General features: G+C 73.0%; 19 protein-coding genes. 7 read left to right on the forward strand and 12 right to left on the reverse strand.

The features are described 5' to 3' along the window. The first annotated feature begins 65 nt into the window (after positions 1–65). The gene (gene lspA, locus WME89_RS22150; protein ID WP_438011114.1) at positions 66–542 is read left to right on the forward strand and encodes a signal peptidase II; all 477 of its coding nucleotides are present in this window, start codon (positions 66–68) and stop codon (positions 540–542) included. A gap of 206 nt (positions 543–748) precedes the next feature. On the opposite strand, the gene WME89_RS22155 is transcribed toward lspA, so the two are convergent. From WME89_RS22155 to WME89_RS22195, 9 genes are all read right to left on the reverse strand, one after another. Beyond that, the gene (locus WME89_RS22155; protein WP_438011115.1) at positions 749–1,078 is read right to left on the reverse strand and encodes a hypothetical protein; all 330 of its coding nucleotides are present in this window, start codon (positions 1,076–1,078) and stop codon (positions 749–751) included. Positions 1,079–1,418: 340 nt separating this feature from the next. After that, on the reverse strand, positions 1,419–2,294 hold the full coding sequence (locus WME89_RS22160; protein ID WP_438011116.1) for a transglutaminase family protein: 876 nt from the start codon (positions 2,292–2,294) through the stop codon (positions 1,419–1,421). 41 nt (positions 2,295–2,335) lie between these two features. Continuing rightward, complete coding sequence (locus WME89_RS22165; protein WP_437627194.1) at positions 2,336–2,749, reverse strand: DUF4150 domain-containing protein; 414 nt, start codon at positions 2,747–2,749, stop codon at positions 2,336–2,338. 11 nt (positions 2,750–2,760) lie between these two features. Beyond that, positions 2,761–3,471, reverse strand: a complete 711-nt coding sequence (locus tag WME89_RS22170; protein ID WP_438011117.1) for a DUF3540 domain-containing protein — start codon at positions 3,469–3,471, stop codon at positions 2,761–2,763. 44 nt (positions 3,472–3,515) lie between these two features. Beyond that, on the reverse strand, positions 3,516–5,522 hold the full coding sequence (locus WME89_RS22175; protein WP_438011118.1) for a pentapeptide repeat-containing protein: 2,007 nt from the start codon (positions 5,520–5,522) through the stop codon (positions 3,516–3,518). Beyond that, positions 5,519–7,888, reverse strand: coding sequence for a DUF2169 domain-containing protein (locus WME89_RS22180; protein WP_438011119.1), 2,370 nt, complete (start codon positions 7,886–7,888; stop codon positions 5,519–5,521). The genes WME89_RS22175 and WME89_RS22180 overlap by 4 nt, the downstream gene beginning before the upstream one ends. Before the next feature lie 67 nt (positions 7,889–7,955). Beyond that, positions 7,956–10,694: a type VI secretion system Vgr family protein gene (locus WME89_RS22185; RefSeq protein ID WP_438011120.1), complete on the reverse strand. Its 2,739-nt coding sequence runs from the start codon at positions 10,692–10,694 to the stop codon at positions 7,956–7,958. Next, the gene (locus tag WME89_RS22190; protein WP_438011121.1) at positions 10,691–12,151 is read right to left on the reverse strand and encodes a type VI secretion system Vgr family protein; all 1,461 of its coding nucleotides are present in this window, start codon (positions 12,149–12,151) and stop codon (positions 10,691–10,693) included. Before WME89_RS22190 ends, WME89_RS22185 begins: the two co-directional genes overlap by 4 nt. A gap of 178 nt (positions 12,152–12,329) precedes the next feature. Then, on the reverse strand, positions 12,330–13,922 hold the full coding sequence (locus WME89_RS22195; protein WP_438011122.1) for a DUF2169 family type VI secretion system accessory protein: 1,593 nt from the start codon (positions 13,920–13,922) through the stop codon (positions 12,330–12,332). 123 nt (positions 13,923–14,045) lie between these two features. On the opposite strand from WME89_RS22195, the gene WME89_RS22200 reads away from it, so the two are divergent. Continuing rightward, positions 14,046–14,207: a hypothetical protein gene (locus tag WME89_RS22200; RefSeq protein ID WP_438011123.1), complete on the forward strand. Its 162-nt coding sequence runs from the start codon at positions 14,046–14,048 to the stop codon at positions 14,205–14,207. A 155-nt stretch (positions 14,208–14,362) separates the two neighbouring features. After that, positions 14,363–15,169 (forward strand): hypothetical protein, encoded by an 807-nt coding sequence (locus WME89_RS22205; protein WP_438011124.1) that lies wholly within the window; start codon positions 14,363–14,365, stop codon positions 15,167–15,169. A gap of 65 nt (positions 15,170–15,234) precedes the next feature. On the opposite strand, the gene WME89_RS22210 is transcribed toward WME89_RS22205, so the two are convergent. Both WME89_RS22210 and WME89_RS22215 read right to left on the reverse strand, forming a co-directional pair. Beyond that, positions 15,235–16,056: a sensor histidine kinase gene (locus WME89_RS22210; RefSeq protein ID WP_438011125.1), complete on the reverse strand. Its 822-nt coding sequence runs from the start codon at positions 16,054–16,056 to the stop codon at positions 15,235–15,237. Next, positions 16,053–16,307, reverse strand: a complete 255-nt coding sequence (locus WME89_RS22215; RefSeq protein WP_438011126.1) for a hypothetical protein — start codon at positions 16,305–16,307, stop codon at positions 16,053–16,055. Before WME89_RS22215 ends, WME89_RS22210 begins: the two co-directional genes overlap by 4 nt. Positions 16,308–16,702: 395 nt before the next feature. Between WME89_RS22215 and WME89_RS22220 the strand changes: the two genes are divergently transcribed. Beyond that, positions 16,703–18,202: a vWA domain-containing protein gene (locus tag WME89_RS22220; RefSeq protein ID WP_438011127.1), complete on the forward strand. Its 1,500-nt coding sequence runs from the start codon at positions 16,703–16,705 to the stop codon at positions 18,200–18,202. A gap of 235 nt (positions 18,203–18,437) precedes the next feature. Here WME89_RS22220 and WME89_RS22225 read toward each other — a convergent pair whose 3' ends face one another. After that, positions 18,438–18,908, reverse strand: coding sequence for an acyl-CoA thioesterase (locus WME89_RS22225; RefSeq protein ID WP_438011128.1), 471 nt, complete (start codon positions 18,906–18,908; stop codon positions 18,438–18,440). A 364-nt stretch (positions 18,909–19,272) separates the two neighbouring features. Between WME89_RS22225 and WME89_RS22230 the strand changes: the two genes are divergently transcribed. From WME89_RS22230 to WME89_RS22240, 3 genes are all read left to right on the forward strand, one after another. Continuing rightward, positions 19,273–20,751, forward strand: coding sequence for a vWA domain-containing protein (locus WME89_RS22230; protein ID WP_438011129.1), 1,479 nt, complete (start codon positions 19,273–19,275; stop codon positions 20,749–20,751). A gap of 41 nt (positions 20,752–20,792) precedes the next feature. Next, positions 20,793–21,131 carry a DUF6209 family protein gene (locus WME89_RS22235; protein ID WP_438011130.1) on the forward strand — a complete coding sequence of 113 codons (339 nt, stop codon included), beginning with the start codon at positions 20,793–20,795 and terminating at the stop codon, positions 21,129–21,131. Positions 21,132–21,281: 150 nt separating this feature from the next. Further along, the gene (locus tag WME89_RS22240; RefSeq protein ID WP_438011131.1) at positions 21,282–22,448 is read left to right on the forward strand and encodes a hypothetical protein; all 1,167 of its coding nucleotides are present in this window, start codon (positions 21,282–21,284) and stop codon (positions 22,446–22,448) included. Positions 22,449–22,809 lie beyond the last annotated feature (361 nt).

Consider the following 22,809-nt stretch of genomic DNA (forward strand, 5'->3'; position numbering starts at 1 on the left):
ACCGCACTCTAGGCGGGAACACACAAACGCGGCCCCGCGTTTCACCGGCCATGGCGCGGCGTGTGATGAGCTGGCTCCTGATCCTGTTCACGATGGCCCTGGTGGGGTGCGACCATGTGACCAAGGCGGTCGCGCAGGCCACGCTCGAGCGGCGAGCGCCCTTGTCGATCGTGCCGGGGCTGCTCGATCTCCGCTACGCCGAGAACCGCGACATGGCCTTCAGCCTGCTCCGGGGCATCCACTCGCCGGCGAAGGTGGCTATCCTCTTTGCGTTCTCGATCATCGTCCTCGGCGCGGTGATCCTGGTCTGGTGGCACAGCCGCCGCGCCTCGGCCGCCGAGCAGGTCGCGTACGCGCTCATCGTCGCCGGCGCGATCGGGAACGCGATCGATCGCGCCGTCCGCGGTTACGTCGTCGACTTCATCCACCTTCACCGTTGGCCGGTGTTCAACGTCGCCGACATCGCCATCGTGGCTGGCGGGGTCCTGCTCGGGCTCGTGATGCTCCGGCGCGCGCGCCTCGAGCCGCGCGAGGTGTCCTGAGCTTCGCCTCGTGAGACAGCCTCGCCGGAGCATGCCTCGCCCGGCGCTCCCGCCCAGAGCACGCCAGCGCCACGGGGCGGCAGGTGACGGGCGCGAAGGCCGCTGCCCTGGCCTGGAATGCCGAGGACGCCCGGCGAGGAGCGCGTCCTCGCGCCGGGCTCAGGCCGCGGTGGCTGGGACCTCGCCGTCGCCGGGGTGCCTGAGCGTCACGGGTTGTGCGAGACGGTCAGCGGGAGCTGGAGGAGCGCAGCGACGACCTGGTTTGGCGCGCCGACAGGCGCCAGGTCGACCGGCTCCTGAAGCTGGTAGACGTGCCCCTGCGGCGGATACACGGTGAGATTGTCGTTCAACAGCCTGGCCGTCTTCGTGTTCGACAGCACCAGGGGCGGGCCGCCGCCCGGCGGCCGCTCGATCGTGACGGTGAAGTCCAGGAACATGGTGTTGCGGTACCTCGGAGGATTATCGCCGATGATCTCGAGCAGGCTGAGCGGCGTGACGTCGATATCCGCGCGGCGGATGGTGACCTTGCCGAGCACGGGGCTGTCGGCCGACCACTCGAGGCCAATCCTGCGCTGACCTGCTCCGCCTGCGAGACGCCCGCAACGTGTCCGCCGGCGTGGGGACTGCCCTGGTCATCACGGGGGGTGTGATCGGGGCCGTGACCGCTGCGTCGTTCTTCATCGACGTTTCCTTCCTGGGGGGCACGCCGGCTCAGGAACGGATTCACGTCACGCCCGTGGCGACGCGTGTTGGCGGAGCGACGCATCGCCGAGCTCGAGGCCGAGCTGCGTCGGCGAGGCGGCTGACTCGCCGGCCGGCGTCACGCTGAAGCTCCTTGACCATCGATGTCTGGATCGTGAGGCGAGCGGGGAGGCCTCAATCGCTCCCCGCTGGCGCCACCGTGATCGCCGTCCGCAGCCGGACGCCCCGCGCCCCCTCGGCCGTGCCCCGGATCGGCGCGACGTCCTCGTAGTCGCGCCCGTAGCCCAGCACGATGTGCCCGGTCGCGCCCAGGCGCCCCTCCGTCGGATCGAGGTCGTGCCAGCCGCCCGACGGCAACCACACCGACGCCCACGCATGCGAGGCGCGCGACGGCGCCGCGGCGGAGCCGGCCACATAGCCGCTCACGTAACGCGCCGCGAGGCCCACCGATCGCAGGCACGCCACGGCCAGGTGCGCGAAGTCCTGGCAGACACCGCGCCGGAGCTCGCAGAAGGCAGCGAGGCCGGTGTCCGCGGTGGTGGCCCCAGGATCGAAGGCGAAATCCCGCCGGATCCGGGCGACCAGCCCCTCCAGCGCCGCGCCGAGCGGGCGGCCCTCCTGGAAGCTCCCCCGCGCGTACTCCGCCATCGCGGCGCTCCGCGGCGCGCGCGCCGTGCCCTCGACGAACGCGCGCAGCGCCGGATCCTCCGATGCGGCGGCCGCCGTGCGCTCCGTCGCCGCCCGCCAGTCGTGCCCGAGATCGCCGTCGCCGCCCGCCTCCTCTTCGCCCAGGCGCACCACGCTGAGCGCCGTCACCTCGACGGCGCCGAAGCGCCCCCCGATCTCGACGCGCGCGCAGCGGTTGCCGAAGGCGTCCTCCTCGAGCCGCCGCGAGGTCGGCAAGGGCCGCACCACGAGCTGGTGAAACTCGACCGTCTGGTGGGGCAGCGCGCGCGGGGTGAGGTGCACCTCCAGCCGGCACGCGACCGCGCCCGCGGCCCCGAGCTCGTACCGGCTGCGGTGCACCACGCGGTGGCGACACCCCGCCACGACGGCACCCCGCCCGGCCAGCCCCTCGGCCCCGCGGCCCCTCAGCCGCTCACCACGACCTTCGCCTGCGACGGCGCGACCTGCACCCCCATCGGCATGTTCGGGCTCTTGCCGTTCTGCGCCACCGAGCAGGTGTGGAACACGACCGGGTTGCCCTCGGCCTTCACCTTCATCGAGAACGTGCGGTACATCGCCTCTCCCTTGATCTTGCCGCTCACGACCCCGCCAGCAGAGCCCGCCTCGTCGCCGGTAGACATCGGGATCTCGCTCTGCTTCGTGAGCACCGGCTTGCCCGCCAGAAGCACCTTCAGGGAGCAGGTGCTCGGCACGGCCTGGTTGCACATCGCCACGTTCGGGTACGGCAGCGGAACCGGCGGGCCAGGCGGCGCCGGGGTCTTGCACGTGTCCGGCATCGCCTGACAGATCCCGGCCTGCATCGTGGTCACAGGAAACATCGCCGCCCCTCCTACCCGAGGTTGATCCGCTGGCCATCGAGGCTCACGTCCTCGCGCGCGTCCACCGACACCTCGCGCCCGCGAAGCTCGATCACGTCCTCCACCAGCGCGCGCAGCCGCCCGGCGCGGAGCTGGTGCAGCTCGCGCACCTCCTGGAAGAGGTCCTCCGCGCGCGCGATCACCCGCCCCGCGATCGACTCGAGCTTGCCCACCGTGGTGTGCGCGCGCTCCAGCACGGCGGTGAGCGCTCGCCCCTCGTAGCGCGCCTCATCGATGCGCACGTCGCCGCGCTCGGCCACGGCGGCGAGCGCCCCCCCGGCCACGGTGACGCGCTCGGGCGCGACCCGCACCGTCGCCCCCAGCCCCCCGGCGCGCGCGCCGAGGGTCGCGCCGCTCCTGCTCGAGATAGTGATCTCGCCGGCCGCCCAGCAGCGGATGGCGCCCCCCGCCACGAGATCGATGTCGCCCCCGGGCGCCGCGAGCGACAGGCCGCCCGCCGCGACGAGGCTGCCCCGGCCGGTCTCCGCGTCGTACTCGAAGAGCAGCCGGCCGGCCGGGTCGTGCACCGCGACGACCTCGTGGCCGTCGCGCTCGACGATCGACGCCGAGGCGCCCGCGCGCGCCACGATGCGCAGCGGGCGCTCCCCCGGAGGGGCGCCGTCGCGGCGCGCCTCGGCGGGCGGGGGCTCGGCGGGGAGGGAAGGGAGGGCGGCGGTGGGCATGGCGGTGGTCCTCGGATCAGGGCTTCGTGGCGGTCTTCGGCGGCTCATAACGACGTGGGCGGGCGCCAGTCCTCGGCGCGGGCGCGCTCCGGATCGGTCGCGCGGGCGCCATCGAGCTTCGCGTCGTCCCACCGCGCGCGCGCGGTGATCGCGCGGTGCAAGTTCGCGGCGCGGCAGTCGGCGCCGGACAGGTCGGCGCCGGACAGGTCGGCGTGCGACAGATCGGCGTGGACGAGCGAGGCGCCTTCGAGCCGGGCGCCGCTCAGATCCGCCTTGCGCACCAGCGCCTCGTCGAGCCGCGCGCCGCCGAGATCGGCGCGCGCGAGCGCGGCGCCGTCGAGGCACGCCCGGGAGAGGTCCGCGCCCGTGAGCCGCGCGCCCCTGAGGCTGGCGCCCGTCAGGTTCGCGACCCCGAGGCGCGCCGAGACGAGCGAGGCGCCGCCCAGGTCCGCGCCGGCGAGGCTCGCCTGCGTCAGATCGGCCCCGTCGAGCTTCGCGTCCCGGAGATCGGCGCGCGACAGATCGCAGTCGCGCAGCTCCGCGTTCGAGAGGTCCATCCCGGCGAGCCGCGCCTCGACGAGCGAGCTCCTCGCGAGCCGCGCGCCGGTCAGGCGCACGCCCCGCAGGTCGAGCCCGAGCAGCGAGGTCTGCTCGATCGAGGCCCCGGAGAGGTCCGCGCCGGCGACGGTGGCGCCGGCGAGCTGCGCGCGCTGGAGCGCCGCGCCGCGGAGGCTCGCGCCGGACAGGTCCGCGCCGCGGAGGCGCCCGCCCGCGATGCGCGCCCCGGCGAGATCGGCGCCCGCGAGGACGGCGCGCGAGAGATCGACGCCGGCGAGCGCGGCGCGGGCGAGGCGGGCGCCCGAGAGATCCGCGCGGCGCAGATCCGCCCCGTCGAGCGTGGCGTCGAGCAGCGACGCCTCGGCGAGATCGGCCCCCGTCAGCTCGGTCCCGCGCAGCGTGGCGGCCGCGAGCAGCGCGCCGCGCAGGCGGGCGTCGCGAAGGCGGGCGCGCGAGAGATCGCAGCCCGACAGGTTCGCGCCGGTGAGGTCGGCCCGCTCGAGGCCGGCGCCGTCGAGCCGGGCGCCGTCGAGGTTCGCGCGCTCGAGCGCGGCGCCCTCGAGGTCGGCCCCGCTCAGCACGGCGCCGGCGAGGCGCGCGCCGCGGAGCGAGGCGCCGCGGAGCGAGGCGCCGCCGAGCTCCGCGGACGGGAGCTGGGCGCCGTCGAGATCGGCCGCGTCGAGCTTGCAGCCGCGCAGGTCGAAGCCCGACAGGTCCTTGCCGGCGAGGTTCGCGCCCGTGAGATCGCCGCCCGCGAGGTCGCGCGGGAGCGCCGCGCGGCGGAGATCCTGGTTCGGGGCGCGGAGCCCGCGGACGAGGCGGGCGCGGGACAGATCGAGCGCGGCGAGCTCGACCCCGATGAGCGTCACCGCGGCGAGCTCGGCGTCGACGAAGCTCGCCCCCGCGAGGGTGCAGCGGTCGAGCTCGGCCTCGCGGAGCGTCGCGCGGTCGAGGCGCGCGCCGTCGAGGGCGCACTCCGCGAGCCCGGCGCCGGCCAGCGTGGCGGCCGAGAGATCGGCGCCGGTGAGATCGACGCCCTCGAGCCGGGCGCGCGACAGATCGGCGCCGCGGAGCGAGGCGCCGGCGAGCGACGTGGACCCGGCCTGGTACCCCGCGTACCCCGCGGCGCGCAGGGCCTCGACGACCTCGGGGCCGAGGTCGCGGTCGGCCTCGAGCGGCAGCGCCGCGGCCGCGGCGTCGCGGGTGAGCTGCGCGTTTCGCGCGAGCACCGCGCCCTCGAGGCGCGCGCCCGACAGGTCGGCGCCGCGGAGCGCGACCGCGAGGAAGACGGCGCCGGTGAGCGTCGCCCCGGCGAGGCGCGCGTCGCTCAGATCGACGCCGTTGAAGAGCACGCCCGAGAGATCGCGGCCCGAGAGGTCGGCGCCGCGCAGGTCGAGGCCGACGACCATCGGCGGGTCGAGCGGCCCGGCGTCGAGGCGCGCCAGGAGATCGTCCCTGTCGCGCGCGAACCCGGCGGCGGGGGTCCCGGTCATGTCGCGCCTCGATCGCTGGTGAGCAGGGTGGCCGCGAGCTGCGCGCCCCGCAGGTCGGCGCCGTCGAGCCGCGCCTGCCACAGGGCGGCCTCGTAGAGCCCCGCGCCGCGCAGATCGGCGCCGCGCAGGTCGGCGGCCTCGAGGCGGGCGCCGTGCAGGTTCGCCCGCTCGAGGCGGGCGCCTCCGAGCCGCGCCCGCGTCAGGTCGGCGCCCGCCATGTCGGCGCCGCGGAGGTCGGCGCCGCCGAGCTCCGCCCGGCCGAGATCCGCGCGGCGCAGGCTCGCCAGCGCGAGGTCGGCGCCGGTCAGGTCGGCGTCCATCCAGCGCGAGCCGTCGGCGCGGGCGCCGCGCGCCTGGGCGCGGGGCAGGCGGGTATGCTCCGAGGCGCGCAGCCCGCGCAGGTCGGCGCCGCGCAGGTCGACCGCCTCGCCGTGCGCCCCCTCGAGGCTCGCTTCCTCGAGCGCCGCGCCGCGGAGCGAGGCGCGGTCGAGCGCCGCGCGCGCGAGGCGGGCGCCGGCGAGCTGCGCGCCATCGAGCCGCGCCCCGGTGAGGTCGGCCTCGAGGAACGAAGCGCCGGCCGCGCCGGCGCCGGTCAGGTCCGCCCCGCGCAGCGCCGCGCCGTCCAGGCGCGCCTTGTCGAGGGTCGCGCCGGTCAGATCGGCGCCGGTGAGGTCGGCCCCGGAGAGGTCCGCGTCGCTCAGCCTGGCCGACGGGAGCCGCGCGCCCGCCATCCTGGCGCGCGCGAGCGTCGCGCCCTCGAGGTCGGCGGCGTCGAAGCGGGCGCCGGTCAGGTCGGCGCCCACGAGCAGGGCGCGCGCGAGCCGCGCCTCGCCGAAGTCGAGCTTCGACAGGTCGAGCCCCGAGAGGTCGGCGCCGGCCATGCTCTCCTGGATCGACAGGCAGAGCTCGACGCGCTCGCGCGTCCACGGCGCCGCGGCCGCCCGGGCCGCCTCGACCCGGGCCCCGTCCGCGCGGTCGAGCGCCTCGAGCTCGTCGAGCTTCGCCGGGTCGTGCCCCTGCGCCTCGAGCGCCTTCTTGACCTGCTCGCGCGTCTTGCGCTGGACCTCCTCGAGCTGCGCCGGATCTCCGGCGAGGGCGTCGAGCCACGCCTCGAGCGCCGCGTCGCCGTCGGGCGTGCCGAGGGCGGCGACGAGCGCCGCCGGGGCGCCGCCCTTCTCGAGCGTCGCGCGGATGTGCGAGAGGAGCTCGGCGTCGTCGACGCCGGCCAGGGGAGGCGCGCCGTCGTTGTCGTTGCCGGGCGGCGCCCCCGCCTCGGGGCGCGCCCCCGCCTCGGGGCGCGCCCCCGCCTCGGGGCGCGCCTCCAGCAGCGCGAGCGCGAGCCGCTCGCGGTAGTGCGCGGCGGCGAGGCGGCCCTCGCCGAGCGGCTCGCTCGCGAGGAGCACGTGCCGCACCTCGGGGTGGTCCTCGGCGGAGACGGGCGCGTGGCCGCGCCACACGAGGCACAGCGACCCCGCCTCCAGGTCGACGTGGACCGTGTCGAGGTTCATCTGCACCTCGCGGAAGCGGTCGGCGCCGCCCGCGAGCTCGTCGAGGAAGCAGCGGATCCGGACGCCGGGGAGCCACGCGCGGTACTCGCGCCGCTCGCGGTGCAGGTTGAGGCAGACGATCTCCTCGTCGCCGCGCAGGTACTCGGCCTGGAGCGCCGGCACGGCCGCGTTGAAGTGGCTCCAGTCGAAATCCTCGGGGAAGAACGGCCAGCGCTGCTTCAGCCAGCGCGCGTCGTAGGTCCCGAGCTGGCTCGCGCGCGTCGCCCACGCGGCGGAGAGCGGCCCGAAGCCCGCGGGCGGCGGCCTCGCCGCCGGCGAGTCGACCGGCGCGCGCGGATCCTCGACGTTCGGCAGCGGCCGCCGCCGCGGGTCGCGCTCGCCCGGGTCGAAGGCGCCGCGGCCGACGGGGTTGGCCGCGAAGCCAGGGCCGCCGAAGGCGCGATCGTAGCCGAGCGGCATCTCGACGAACGGCTGCGGATCGGCGCGCTTGCCGGCAGCCGGATCGGTCCAGTGGCGGTCCCCGGTCACCACCAGCGCGAGCGAGGTCTTGCCGACGGCGAAGCTGACCGGCAGCGACGTGACGGGCCGGCGGCCGGGCGCGTACGCCTTGCCTGACAGCAGGAGATCCGCCTTGGGCTTGAAGGGCGCGAAGTCGGATGCGCGGCGGAGGGCCCGGCGCGGGTCGTCCTCGTCGTACAGGTCGCCGAGCGGCGGCTCCGGGGCGTCCGCCGGGATCGCCGGCTCGCCGGGCGAGAGGCGGTAGGTGCCCTTCGCGATGAGGCACAGGGCCCACTGCGGAGGCCGGAGCTGCCAGGAGATGGCGGCGAACGTCGTGGGGGTGGGGTTGACGATCTTCATGACAGCTCTCGATCGATGCGGGGCCGCGCGGGGCCGCGCGCGTGCTCGCGGCGCGGGCCTCTCCTCTCTAGAAGAACTGAAGCTGCTGCCCCTGGATCAGGGCTCCCACGGCGTCGACCACGACCATGTTGCCGCCGAACTTCAGGTTGGAGGCCCCGTTCGGGCCGCTCAGCTCCAGGACGGAGGCCCCTGATGTGGCCACGACGCTGGTTGTATCGATCTTGAGGCTGCTCGTGCCGCAGGCGAGCTCGATCGTGGCGGGCTCGATCTTGATCGTCGCGCCGGCCGGCCCGCCGCAGCGCAGCAGGATCTGGGTCGGCTCGATGATCAGCTCTGCGTCGTTCAGCGGGCTCGCGTGCGCGAGCTTGTGGACCAGGTACGACCCGACCAGCGCCCCGAGCGTCGCGATGCCCCACGTCATGCCCGTGAGCCCGCCGCCCTTGTCGAGGTCGTCCTTGCCCGCGGCCGCGCCGCCCGCGCCGAACACCGCGCCCGCGGCGCCCGCCGCGACCGCGGCGACCCACGGCTTCGCGGCCTCGACCGCCGGCGTGTCGGTGGCCCGCACGCGCAGGTGCACCTTGGAGCGCGCCTTGATGTCCTGCTCGTCGGCCGTGGTGAGCTTCTTCGTGCTGCCGAACTCGAGCACCGGGCCGTACGCGATGTTGCAGACCATCCCGGCCGTGATCCCGGTGTTGAGCCCGAGGAAGACGTTGCCGTTCACGCCGGCCGCGATGTTGTAGCTCCCGCCGAGGCTCATCCCGAAGTTGATGCCGGTGAAGAAGCTCGAGTTGTCGCCGTACGTGAGGTTGACCGACGAGACGTGGCTGCGCTGGGTCTTGCGCCAGCCCTGCCAGTCGTTGCTGAACGTCATCGAGTAGAAGTCGACGTCGTAGATGCCGAGCGTCCGGTTGGGGATCACGAGCCGGTAGTTCCCGAGGACGACGTCGGTGCGGTTGCCCCCGGTGACCGACTGGTAGTCCCCCTGGGTCACCACCGTGCGGTTGCCGTCCGTGTGATCGTAGACCCCGTCGCTCGCGGCCCAGCCGAAGTGCGCGGCGCTCCCCTTGTCGCTGGCCGCCGAGCTGCTGTCGTAGCCGGTGTCGAGGTTCGACCACGTCCAGCCGCCGTCGCCGAACCCGTCCGCCGGATCGAGCCGCGCGGACTCGGTGAACGTGCCGGCCGCCGCGGTCGCGCGCTCGCCGTACCGCAGGTAGCTGTACTTCCCGTCGCTGTGCGGGACCGCGATGCGGATCCAGTCCTCCGCGGCGCTCGCGGTCGTCGTCATGTCGTCCTGGCCGAGCTGCTGCTCCAGCGGCAGCGCGCCGTCGGCGCCGCCCGGCGAGGCCTCCGGCGCGCCCTCGGCGCCGCCCCGCGAGGCCTGCGGCGGCGCGCCGCCAGCGCCTCGGGCCCGCGGGCGCCCCGAGCCGCCGCCCATCTCGACCATGGCCCCGTTCGGCATCCGGATGCGGCCGCGCCCCTCGTCGGCGCTCGTCACCACGCGGCTCTTCGCGTTCGGCACGACCCCGGTGATCACCGGCCGCTCGGGGTCCCCGCCAACGCCGGTCCACAGCACCTCGGCGCCCTTGCGCAGCGTGAAGTGCATGCCCTCGTCGGCGCCGCCGTAGGGCGTCGCCAGGCGCATCGGCACCGAGGCCTGCGCCTCGGCCGCGCCGCTCAGGTCGAACGGCATCACCACGCGGTAGCGGCCCTCGGCGTCGACCGCCGCGGTGCCCTCCGGGCCGCGCGCGTCGACGTGCGCGACCATCGCGCCCTCGAGGCGCGGCCTCGGCGTCGTGCGCGGCGGGCGATACCGCGTCGAGGCCGGGATCGCCTCGAACTCGCAGGCGTAGCGCGGCCCATCGCCCGCCTCGGCGCGGTGCACGGCGCGCGTCACCAGGTAATCGCGGTTCCAGTCGGCCCGGAAGTGGCCGGAGAGCCCGAGGCGCGCGCCCGCGGCGAGCGGCGCGCCGATCGCGCCGTCGTACACGGCCGCGCGGCAGCGCAGCTCCTCGGCGCGCGCGGCGGCGAGCGCGGCGCCCTGCTCGGGCGTCGCGAACGGCCCGCCCTCGTCGACGAGCAGCCCGAAGCCGCGGCCGTCGACCTCGGCCTCGGCCTGCAGCGGCACCTCCGGCGTGCGCTCGTTGTAGTCGAGCAGCACGACCGCGCGCGGCGACAGCCTGCGCCGGCAGCGCAGCGCGCGCACCTGGGCGGCCTCCCCCTCGCCCATGGAGGCCTCGACCGCTCCCCGGAAGCCGCCCGGATGGTCGCAGAGGACGAGCCGCTCCGCCCCGCCCCGCGGCTCGATGAAGTAGCTGATGCCCGCCTGCTCGAGCTGCCGCGAGACGAAGTCGAGCGCGCTCTCCTGGTACTGCACGGCGTGCTCGCGCGGCGGGTACGCCCCTTCGAGCCGCCGCTCCACCTCGATCGCGAGGCCGCTCTCGGCGACCACCGCCTCCACCAGGTCGGGCACGCTGAGCCGCTGGTAGATCCGCGTCTGCCGCGCGAGGCCGAGCAGCGCGACGCGCGGCGCGAGCGCGACCCGGTAGGCGTACCGGCCGTCGCCGAGCGCGCCGCCTTGCTCCACCTCGACCACGACCCCCGGGATCGCGCGGCCGGCGAGGTCGAGCTCGCCGGCCGCGCCGGCGATGTCGTCGAGCGGCAGCGCGGGATCGGGCGACGCGAGATCGATCTCGAAGCGGTACGGGCGCGACAGCGCCTCCTCGCCCCGGAGCGCCAGCACGGTGAACCCCCCGGCCGGGGCGGCCTCGGAGCGGAAGTGGATCCCGACCGTCGTCGGCTTCGTCATTGCTTCTCCGAGATCTCGAGCATGGCGCCTGAGGCCATGGTGATGCGGCTCTGGTTGGCGTTGCGCGCCGTCACGGACGAGGGCGCGAGCGGGTTGGACATGGCCCCGAGGATCACCGGGCGGTCCGGGTCGCCGTTGGCGAACCCCACGAGGACCTCGGTGCCCGGGCGCAGGGGGAAGTGCATCCCGTGCCCCGCGCCGCTGAAGGGCTGCGCCATCCGGATCGGGCGCGAGGCCTTCTGCTCGCCCGGCTGCGCCGTGTCGAAATGGAGCTGGACCGTGTAGCGCCCCTCGGCGTCGAGCTGCGCGATCCCGTTCGTCGTCCCCCCGCGCCCCGGCTGTATGATCCCGGTCACCACGCCGGAGATGCGCGGCCTCGGCGTCCGGCGCGGCGGCCGGTAGGCGACGTGGGCCGGGATCGCGCGGAAGGCGTTCCTGTAGTAGGGGCTCTGCTCGCCGGCGTCCTTGAACACGGGGAAGCGTGCCTCGTGCTCCACCTCGACGAGGAGCAGCTCCTCCGGGCCCGGGAGGCGCGGGTGTTCGATCAGCTTCACGCGCCGCCCGGCGGACAGCGCCGCGCGGCTGGCCTTGCCCTCGTACACGCGTTGCCGCGAGAGCCGCTCCTCGGCCCGGATCTGCGCGAGCCGCCGGGCCTCCTCGGGCGTCTTGACGTGGCTGCCGTACTCGACGACGCCGCCGCCGTCGCCCGAGGGAAGGCCGGCGTACGCCGCCAGGTCGAGCTGCGGAGCGCGGTAGTTGTAGTCCTGCACGACGTAGTTGGTGGGCACCAGATCGGTCGTCACCTCGAGGGCGGAGACGCCCGCCGCCTCGCCGCGGGCGCGGAAAGGCACCGTCGCCGCGCCCGCGGCGGGGCGGAACCCGGACGGATGGTCGGTGAAGACCAGCCTGTCGCGGCCGTCCTCGTGCTCGAAGAAGAAGCTGATCCCGACGTGCTCGGCCAGGCGGCTGATGAACGCGAGGTCGCTCTCGCCGTACTGCACGACGAACTCGCGTTCCGGGTAGCTCTCGATCAGCCGCAGCTCGACGTCCTCGGCGCCGAGGCCGTGCCGCTCGAGCTTGCTCCGGAGGATGTCCGGAACGCTGCGGTCCAGGAAGATCTCCTGCGTCTCGACGAGGGTGAGCCGGAACGCGCGCGGCACGAGGCGCAGGCGACAAGTGGACCGCTCGGCCAGCGGCTCGAGGCGGTCCCGGATGGGGCCGAGCATGCCCGAGACGCGGCGGATCTCCTCGCCGTCGGACTCGAAGACGAGGCTGACCTCGGCGCCGGGCGCGGCGTCGGCCGGGAGTTCGTGGCCCTCGTCGATCACGACGTCGAGACCGAACGAGAAGGGCTGCGAGATCGCCTCTCGCCCGGAGAGCTCACGGACCTGGACGTGGTCCCACGACCCCCGCTCCGACTCGATGCGAACGTCCAGCGTCTCCGGGGCTTCCTTCATCGCTTGTCCTCCGCTTCACTGCAGGTCGGGCCTGGAGCGCCGATCGCGTGCGAGCGCCTCGCGGGCGGCGGCGCGTGTGTGCCCCGAGGGCGCGGGGTCGACCTCGACATCCGCGATGGGCTCCTGCGCCGCTGTGGTTCATTCCCGTCCATTCCCGGTCCTCGCGCGCCTCGGCGCGTCAGCTCCGCCTCTTGCCGGTGCCGTACAAAAGGGCGTTCACGTCGAGCTTCGCGGGGCGCTTCGGCGGACTGGCGGACGGCCCGGGGGGCGGCGGCTCGGGAGGCGGCGTGGACCAGGTGAAGGCGCGCCCCGCGGCCGGCGGGGCGGGGGACGGCGCGGCCGGCGGGACGGGGGACGGCGCGGCCGGCGGGGCGGGGGACGGCGCGGCCGGCGGGGCGGGGGACGGCGCGGCCGGCGGGGCGGGGGACGGCGCGGCCGGCGGGGCGGGGGACGGCGCGGAGGCGAAGGGGGTCGCCGGCTGGCGCGCGGCGTGGTCGATGACGTCCTTCGGCAGGGACGCGGTCGCCGACCTGCGGAGCGGCACCTCGGGCGGCAGCGGCGCGGGTCGCGCCAGCGGCGAGGCGCCCGCGGGCGCCGGTTGAAACGGCAGCGTCGACGCGGCCGGCAGCTGCGCGACCGCCCTGTCCGCGAGGTCGACCGTCCCGTCGAGCCGCTTGCTGCCCGTCTGGCTCGCCTCGCGGGACATCGCGAGGGTCGACTTCAGGGCGGCATCGTCCGCGTCGTCCGCGCCGGATCCGGGCGCGAGCCCCGTGCCCGCCGCTGCGGCGCTGTGGATCGCGGCGCCCGGGGCGGGCCACGCGATCGGCTCGCCCGGGAGCTCGACGCCGGCCAGGATGCGCATCCGAGAGAGCGCGCCCTCGGCGGGCACAGGAAAGCTGCCGCGCCACGTCACCGTGCAGCGCTGCTCGTCGCCGTCGATGCGCAGCGTGTCGGCGCTGAGCGGGAGCGCCTCGCGCTCGTCCACGCCGAGGTCCGAGAGGCCGTGGACGCGCGCGAAGCCGCGCGCGCCGGGCAGGCGCATGCGTACGCGCGGGGCGCTCGGGTGCAGGCCGTCCATCACGATCCACTCGTCGCCGCGCAGGAAGGGCGTGCGCTGGTCGGGCGGCGCCGCCTGGAAGTACTCCCAGCAGAGATCGTCGGGGATCTCGGCGATCTCGCGCTCGAGCAGGGCGCGCGGGGTCGCGCCGAGGAGCCGCCTGCGGGCCGGCATGGCCTGTGAGATCGGGCCGAAGCCGGCCACGCGCTTCGCGTCGCGCGGATCCAGGATGTTCGGCTCGCCCTCCGCGTAGCCGATACCGAACGGGTTCCCCGGGAAGCCGAACCCGCCGTACGCGTGCTCGAGATCGACAGGGAGCCGCACGAAGCCGCCCCGCTTCCGGACCATCAGCGTCTTGTCCAGCAGCGTCCATCCGCTCGACGAGAAGAGCCCGAGCCGGACAGGCAACGTGTCGACAGGGCGGCCGTGCGGCGCGTGCGCATGGCCGGTCCAGAGCACGTCGGCCTGGAGCAGGCGAGGAGCCAGGTCAGTCGTGAACCGGACGCTCCGCACGTGCATGGCGCCGTGCTGGATCTCCGCCCGGATGATCTCCTGCGGCGCGACGCGCGGCATCGCCGTGTCGTTGGCGAACGCGAAGGTGGCTTTCACGATCGCGGTCACCCGGAGCTCGCCCTTGAACCGCCAGCTCACGGCGGCGGCGGTCGCAGCGCCGATGGGCGTCACGCTGGCACGCGGCGGGCTGCTCGTCGTCATGAATCCATCATCGATGAGAGCCCCTCGCCGACGCCGCTGTCAACCCGTCATGTCGCGCCCGCGCCGAGCCGCGACGAGACCAAGCCGAGCGCCGACCTCAACCTCCAGCTCCTGCGTGGCGGCGTGCCCACCGATCTGGGTCCTGACGTGTGCTCCCGGCTCGTCCGGGAGAAGCATGCGTTCTTGAACCTCTTCGACGCGTGCTTCACGTACGATCCGTCGCTCCTGCAGATGGTCACCCGGACAATCGACAGTTCCCCGCGGCTGTCAACGCCCGACCCGTGACGCTCATGAAGCCCTGCGAGGTCACGGTCCCATCCGGCGAGCCATACGGGCGGTCCTGATCGGGGTACGCGCGCGCATGACGGCGCCGCCCGAGAGATCTGCTTACGACCAAGGTCTCATAGCGCGGGGGCCGCGACGACCCCACACTACAGGCCATGACCCCCGCGACGCGGCTCCAGGAGGAGGACGACGATCTCGCCTCCTCGGCAATCAGGAAGCGCCCACGCCCGCCGAGCTCCGAGGCAGCAATCCGGGCGGTCGATCTCGTCGTGCTCATCGACTCCGGCGATGCGATGAAGGGCCTGGCAGACACGTTCAGCAAGGTGGTCGGCACGGCCATCGGAGTCGCCAGGACGAGGGGCATAGCGGCCCCCCGTGTCACGTACCTGGGCATCGACGGCGTGTTCCCCTACAGCGTCTTCATGGTCACGGTGCGCGGCTATCTCACCATGGTGTGCAAGGTCGATGAAGCGTCGCTCAGCTGCCGCCCCCGGTCGCAGCGGACTGGACGGCAGGAGGAGGCGTCCGCCGATGGGAAGGGGAACGCGGGGAACGCCCTCGTGGACATCCTCACCCACTTCGACTGGCGACCCGGATCCGCCCGCAATGTCTTGTTCCTGGGCCGCCGGCCGCTCGACGGGCTCCGCTGCCATCCGACAGCGGGGGAGCCGGACGTGGACGTGACGAGCCGTATCGTCGAGCTCGCGAGGCGGCGCGGAGCCCGCGTGCACATGGGCCTGGCGGACGCCGGCCCTTCCTGTCCCGACACGGAGGCCCCTGGGGGGTGGCGCGAGCGCATCGAGGCGGAGTACGAGCGCGTGGCCGTCGAGACGGGCGGCCAGCTCTTCGCCGCGCAAGACAGCCTGTTCACCTGCCTGGCGATGATCGAGAGCGCGCTCGACGGCAGCACGCAGGATGCGCGGGTCGATCCGGCGCCCGGAGCGCGACCAGACGAGGCTTGACCCCTCCACGTGGTGCTTGGCCTCACCCGAGGTGAAGGCCATGCACGCGGGCGTGCATGCGGGCATCACTCCGCGCGGCGCGCGCCCTCGTCCCAGACCGGCAGCGCGCAGCGGAGCGTCGCCCCCTCGCCCGGGCTGCGCTCCGCCCACAGCCGGCCTCCGTGCGCCTCGACGATCGAGCGGCTGATCGAGAGGCCCACGCCGAGCCCCCGGGCCTTCGTCGTGAAGAAGGGCTCGAAGATCCGCTCGAGGTCCTCCGGCGGGACGCCCTCGCCCGAGTCCGAAACGGATAGCTCGACGCGGCCTCCGTCGGCCGCGCGCGTCCGCACCACCACGAGGCGGGCGCCCGGGGGGCGGCGGGCGACGGCGTCGAGCGCGTTGCCGAGCAGGTGGAGGATCGCTTGCTGGAGCCGGAGGCCGTCGCCCCGGACGCGCGGCAGGCCCGGCGCGAGCTCCGCCCGCACGGTCGCGCCCGCGTGCAGCGCGGCGCCCGACACGAGCCGGACCACCTCGCGGGCGAGCTCGTTGACGTCCTGCGCGGCCACCCTGACCGCGGCCCTGGGGAGCGCCGCGCGCAGCCGCTGGATGACCTTCCCCGCGCGGCGGTCGTCCGCCACGATGTCCTCGAGCGCGGCGCGCGCCTCGGCGATGTCCGGCGGGATGTGCTCGAGGAGGCGCAGCGCCGCCTGCGCGTTGCTCAGGATGGCGGCCAGCGGCTGGTTCAGCTCGTGCGCGATCGAGGAAGCGAGCTCTCGCATCGCCGACACCTGGTTCAGGTGCGCCAGCTCGAAGGCGTCGAGCGCCTTGAGCTCGGCGGCGCGGTCTCGCTTGAGCCTGCGCGCGAGGCGCCGGCTCTCCGCGCGGAGCGCCGCCGGGCGCCGCCTCACCTGGGGCTCCAGCGCGGCGCGCGCGCGGTGCGGTCCCGCGCCATGGGAGAAGCAGAGGCCAGCGCGCCGTCGATCGCGTCGATCGCGTCGATCGCGTCGATCGCGTCGATCGCGTCGATCGCGTCGATCGCGGCGATCGCGGCGATCGCGTCGATCGCGTCGATCGCGTCGATCGCGTCGATCGCGTCGATCGCGGCGATCGCGTCGATCGCGCCGGTGCCGCCGTGCCGCTCCGCTGTTGACGTGCTCACGACAAGCGCGGGGGCTCGTGAACGAGCAGACGGCCGAGGAGCGCGGCGCGGAGGAGAGGTCGATCAGTGTTCATCGCGGCCAGGTGATGGAGAAGCTCGGCGTCGCGTCGGTCGTGGAGCGCCGCGACTCATGGACCAGCTCCAGGAGCTCTGATCCTGACGCGCGGGCGGCGCGTGCCGCCATGGGACCATGGTCCCATGGCGAGGGGTGGATCGCACCCCGCCCGCCCCGGTCGCCATGGGACCAAGGTCCTATGGCCGGCGACCACGGGCGCCGTAAGGTGGGCGACGGAAGACGGCGGGGAGCGCGTCGTGGCGCAACACAGCCGCCAATGCTGACAACGCGGCTCCCGTACGCTGTAGCAGCGAGCTGGCTCTCTCGAAAGGATCATGTCATGTCACAACCCACTAACACCCAATCCTCGTCTGTCGAAGAGCTCGATCTCGTGTTCTGGGACACGTCGGCGTACAAGTGGATCTCCGGCGACTGGAACAAGTGGCGCTACATCCCCGACGGGCTGGGCGGCGAGATCGGCATCCGATACGGCGTCAGCCCCGGCTTCAAGCCCTCCGCCTGGAACAAGGGGGGCGTGGCCCCTTTCGGCTCGGTCAAGGACCCGACCGGCACTGCCTCGTTCGGGAAGCACGAGCAGGCGGGCATGTCATCGACCGGCGTCAACGCGGTCCGCATGCAGGGGACCATGGAGTTCGACGACGCCCAGAACAACTTCACGATCGATCTCGATTTCTCCCGCTACAAGGGCTCGAAGGTCGGGGGCGAGGACGGCGTCGCGGGGGCGAACACCTTCATCGGCGTGAGCGACATCTACGCGGGCCAGACCCACGGCAAGACGACGATCACCATCACCGGCACGCTCGCCGACGGCAGCGCCGCCAGCCCGGCAGGCTGGAAGCTGGTCAACGGCGGAGTCGCGCCGGCGAGCAAGGCCTCTTTCGATGCTCCCAGCGCGGAGATGAGCCTCGTCAACGGCGTCCTGCAGGGCACCAACAAGTCGGCCCCCGGCGGCAAAGCCAAGCCGACCAATTGCGTGATGGGTCTGATGCGGCTCGACGCGGCCGGCTACAAGACCCTGCACCTGCGTTACGACATCTTCCCGGCGGCGGACAACCGGGGGGCGAAGCGGATCGACAACTCGGCGCTGTACGTCGCTTCCGCGTTCCCGCGCAAGCCCGCCCAGCCGCCCGAGCCCGCCAAGCCGCCGCTGGTCGATCTGGTCGTGGTCATCGACACGAGCGTCTCGATGAGGGACGAGGCGGACGCGCTGAGCCAGACGATCGAAGCGGCCATCGCGGCGGCCAAGACCAAGTGCCCCTCGGACCTGCGCGTCACGTACCTGGGCATCGAAGGGACGTTCAAGAAGACGCGCTTCGACGCCACGGTCAGAGACTACCTGACCCAGACGGCGAAGGTCGACGCCTCGTCGCTCAGGGGGCGCACAAGCGCGGACGCCGCGAAGCTCACGGAGGAGCAGAAGAAGGTGTTCGACCCGAGGGAGGACGGCGCGCGGGCGATCGAGGACGTCGCCACGCACTACGACTGGCGGCCCGGCGCGGCCCGCAGCATCTTCTTCCTTGGCGACGAGGCGCTCGAAGGCGGCGTCTCCGTCACCGGGCAGGATCAGGAAGACATCGAGGCCGCGACCCGCGCCATCGAGGTCGCCAAGAAGGCCGGGACGCGCGTCCATACGTACCTGGGCACGTCGAAGTTCAGCAGCGACGCCAAGAAGCACGACCGGATCTACAAGGAGATCCAGGGGGAGTTCGCTCGTGTGGCGCAGGAGACCGGCGGCAAGTCCTTCACGTCGGCGGACGCGCAGAGCGGCTTCCAGTCCGTCCTGGAAGAGGTGATCTGCGGCAGCAGGCCGAAGCCCTGAGCGGGCCGCAGGTGTCCTGAAAACGCTCGCACCTCCAGGGCAGATCTGAACCCTCCACGCGCACGCGCTCGCGCTGCAAGCTGGTCTCACCGAGGGCACGGCCTCGCCGAGCTCGACGCCGCGCCCGGGGGCTTTCAGCCTCTGCCTGAGCTTGTTTGGAGCCCACGCGGGGTGGTGCCCGGATCGCTCATGCCTGCCTCTTTGGCGTGAACCGGCGATCGCGGGCTGGCCGGGATCAGCCGATCGTGAGCCGCTCGAGCGCGGCGCGCAGTCCCCCCGGGATCGGCGCCGGCCGCCGCGTCGCGCGGTCGACGAAGACGTGGACGAACCAGCCCTCGGCCGCCACCTCCTCTTCGCCCCGCGGGAAGAGCCCGATCTCGTAGCGCACGCTCGAGCGGCCGAGCTTGCCCACCGAGAGCCCCGCGTCGAGGTCGGCCGGGAACGCGACGGCGCGGCGATAACGGCAGTGCGACTCGGCCGCGACGCCGATCACCGGCCCCGCCGCGATGTCGAGCCCGCCCTCGCCGATGAGGAAGCGGTTGATCACCGTGTCGAAATACGCGTAGTAGACGACGTTGTTGACGTGCCCGTAGACGTCGTTGTCCATCCAGCGCGTCGGCACGACGATGAAATGGCGGAAGCGGTCGCGCGTGGGGGGCGCCTCTTCCGCGCGCTCCCCGCTCTTCTGGGCGTCTGTCCCGGTCATGGATTCTACAGTACGCGATGCGGCAGGCGGACGCCCGAATTGCGGAAGACGATGCCCGCCAGCGCGGCGGCCCAGGCGAGGCGCGGCCAGCGCCTCCGTCGCGGCGCGCCGCGTGGACTTCGGCTGCCGCGATGTTGGCCATGCCTGCGTCCCTCCCGAGGAAGGCCCCGGCAGGGCCGTCGTAGATCCCGCCCGCCCCGGTCACCATGGGACCAAGGTCCTATAGACGGTACCCACGGCGCAGTCTAGGTAAGGGGGAGAAGACGGCGGGGAGCGCATCGTGGTGCAACACGGCCACCAAGGCTGAGACCACGGCTCTCGTCTGCTGTAGCAGCGAGCTCGCTCTCGCGAAAGGATCTACTCCATGTCACAGACCAATACCCAATCTGTCGAAGCGCTCGACCTCGTGTTCTGGGACACGTCGGCGTACAAGTGGAACGCCAGCGACTGGAACCAGTGGCGCTATATCCCCGACGGGCTGGGCGGCGAGATCGGCATCCGATTCGGCGTCAGCTCCGGCTTCGGCACCTTCAACTGGGGCGTGGCCCCGCACGGCTCGATCAATGACGGCACCGGCGCTGCCTCGTTCGGGAAAAACGAGCAGGTGAACCTGTCATCGACCAGCGTCAACGCGGTCCGCATGTGTGCGCCCAAGACGTTCGCCCAAGCCCACAACAACTTCACGATCGAGCTCGACTTCTCCCGCTACAAGGGCTCGAAGGTCGGAGGCAAGGACGGCGTCGCGGGGGCGAACACGTTCATCGGCGTGAGCGACATCTACGCGGGACTGACCTACGCCAAGACGACGGTCACCGTCACCGGCACGCTCGCCGACGGCAGCGCCGCCAGCCCGGCAGGCTGGAAGCTGGTCAATGGAGGGGTCGCGCCGAACACCGCCGGGGGCAATCAGCCCAGCGCGCAGCTGAGCCTCGTCAACGGCGTTCTGCAGGGCACGAGCACGCCGGCTCCCGGCGGCCAGGCCAATTCGATCGATACAGTGCTGGGTCTGGTGCGGCTCGACGCGGCCGGCTACAAGACCCTGCACTTGCGTCACGACCTCTACCCGGTGGGGGGCGGCAGGTGGACGACGCGCATCGACAATTCGGGTCTGTACGTCGCTTCCGCCTTCCCTCGCAAGCCTGCCCAGCCGCCCGAGCCCGCCAAGCCGCCCCTGGTCGATCTCGTCGTGGTCATCGACACGAGCGTCTCGATGAAGGACGAGGCGGACGCGCTGAGCCAGACGATCGAGGCGGCCATCGCGGCGGCCAAGACCAAGTGCCCCTCGGACCTGCGCGTCACGTACCTGGGCATCGAAGGGACGTTCAAGAAGACGCGCTTCGACAGCACGGTCAGAGACTACCTGACCCAGACGGCGAAGGTCGACGCCGCGTCGCTCAAGGGGCGCACCAGCCAGGACGGCGCGAGCCTCACGGCGGAGCAGAAGAAGGTGTTCGACCCGAGGGAGGACGGAGCGCGGGCGATCGAGGACATCGCCACGCATTTCGACTGGCGGCCCGGCGCGGCCCGCAGCGTCTTCTTCCTGGGCGACGAGGCGCTCGAGGGCGGCGTCTCCGTCCAAGGGCAGGATCAGGAAGACATCGAGGCCGCGAGCCGCGCCATCGAGGCCGCCAAGAAGGCCGGCACGCGCGTCCATACGTACCTGGGCACGTCGAAGTTCAGCAGCGACGCCCGGAAACACGCGCGGATCGTCAAGGAGATCCAGGGGGAGTACGCTCGTGTGGCCCAGGAGACCGGCGGCAAGTCCTTCACGTCGGCGGACGCGCAGAGCGGCTTCCAGTCCGTCCTGGAAGAGGTGATCTGCGGCAGCAGGCCGAAGCCCTGAGCGGGCCGCAGGTGTCCCTGAAAGCGCTGAAAGGAGAGACAATGACCACGGTGAGCTTCTCGTCCGACTGGTCTCATCAGCAGAGCGGCGAGCTTCGAGCGGGGGAGCCCTTCCGGATCGACTACGACACGGAGCGGTTGCCTCATTGCCGGGCGGAGCGCTACGGGCAGAGGGCGTGGAGCATCCTCGCCCACCTCCGGTTTCATCCGAGCGGGAAGGAGGGAGCGGGCGACGTCTCCTCGGGAGCGTGCGAGGTGGACGTGCCCGCGAACACCAGCCGGATCGAGCTGTGGTTCCACAACACCGATCACACGGGCGGCTCGAGCTGGGATAGCCGCTACGGCCAGAACTACTGGCTGGACGTGAAGGCCTCCGGTTAAGGCGCGGAGCAGGCCGAGGGCGGCACCCGCGTGTCGCTCTCCGGCATGTTTCACCCCGCGCTCGTGCGGCGACTCGACGCCGTGGCTCCGCGGGCCAGCTTGCCTGTCCGCCATGACAAACATGCAGTGAGCATCCAGGAGAATGATCTTATGAGCACGAGCTACACATTCCGCGTCCTCGACACCGACGGCTCCGTCTTCGGCAAGGGGTGCTTCACGTACGATGGCCCGCCGGGCGATGTCGACATCGCGTACCTGCTCGGCGGCGCACAGGGGAGCCGCGGGCCCAAGCTGACCGCCTTCTGGTATCATGACAGCGTCGTCGGGACCCTGAGCCTCAAGAACCTCCTCTCCTTCAACTTCACCCAGGGCGACCAGGCCAGCTCCCGCTTCGCCATCAACGCATGGAACGTCCCGGAGAGCACGCATGGCATCACCGCGGGCACGGCCTCGCCGGGGCAGCTCGGGGCGGCGTCCGCGCACCGCGGGAATGGCGGTGAGCTGAGCTGCCAGGGCAGGAAGCTGGAGTTCCCGAAGCTCGCCGAGGCGACCACGGTCGTCGAGGAGGGCCAGACGGTCATCCCGACGGTCGATCTGGTGGTGGTCATCGACGCCAGCGGCTCGATGAGGGACGAGGCCGACACGCTCAGCAAGGTGGTCGGCAGCGCCATCGAAGCCACCAAGACGAAGTGCCCGTCGAACCTCCGGACCACGTACCTGGGCATCGAAGGCACGTTCGCCAAGACGGTGTTCACGACGACGGTGCGCAATTACCTGACGCAGACGGTCAAGGTCGACGGCTCGCTCCTCAAGGGGCGCACTGCGGCGCAGGCCACCGACGACCAGAGCAAGGAGGACGCGGCACGCACCATCGAGGACATCTCCACCCACTTCGACTGGCGGCCCGGCGCGGTCCGCAACATCTTCTTCCTGGGCGACGAGCCGCTCGAGGGCGGCCTCTCTCTCGCTCTCTCGTCGACGGGTCAGGATCAGGAAGACATCGAGGCCGCGAACCGCGCCATCGAGGTCGCCAAGCAGACCGGGACCCGCGTGCATACGTACATGGGCACGGGAAAGTACAGCAGCGACGCCGCCAAGCACGAGAGGACACGCAAGGCGATCGAAGCGGAGTACGCGCGCGTGGCCGGGGAGACGAGCGGCCAGTTCTTCGCCTCGCAGGACAGCCTGACCGCCTTCGAGGCGATGCTCGAGAAGGTGATCTGCGGCAGCAAGACGGACCCGCGAGTCACCACCACGGAGTTCTGCTGCTGCCAGGAGTACGTGGAGCAGCGCGGAGACAAGGCCGCTCCCCAGTGAGCGATCCACGCATGCAGACGTTCCTCGGGTCTCCGGCCCGCGCCTGAAGATCGCGCTGATCTCGACGTCGCGCCCGGGGCTCTCAGCCTCTGCCTGAGCTTCTTTCGAGCCCACGCGAGCCGAGGCCGTCCGTCGGCTCGCGGCTTCTTAGCGAGCCGACGCGAACGACCGCCCTCAGGCTGCGACGTCCATGGCGCGCAGCACCGAAGGATCGTCGTCCACCAGCAGCTGTCATCCGCGCGGCGACGAGCGCGCTCTGCGCGGCGGTGACCGCACCTCAGGGCTTGGCCACATGAGCCCGACCGAGCTCGGATCGAAGGCCCATGTGACCGCGTTCGCGGCGTGATGAGGCTGTCCGCGG

This window comes from Sorangium sp. So ce321 (genome assembly GCF_051530195.1).
Classification (GTDB): domain Bacteria; phylum Myxococcota_A; class Polyangia; order Polyangiales; family Polyangiaceae; genus Sorangium.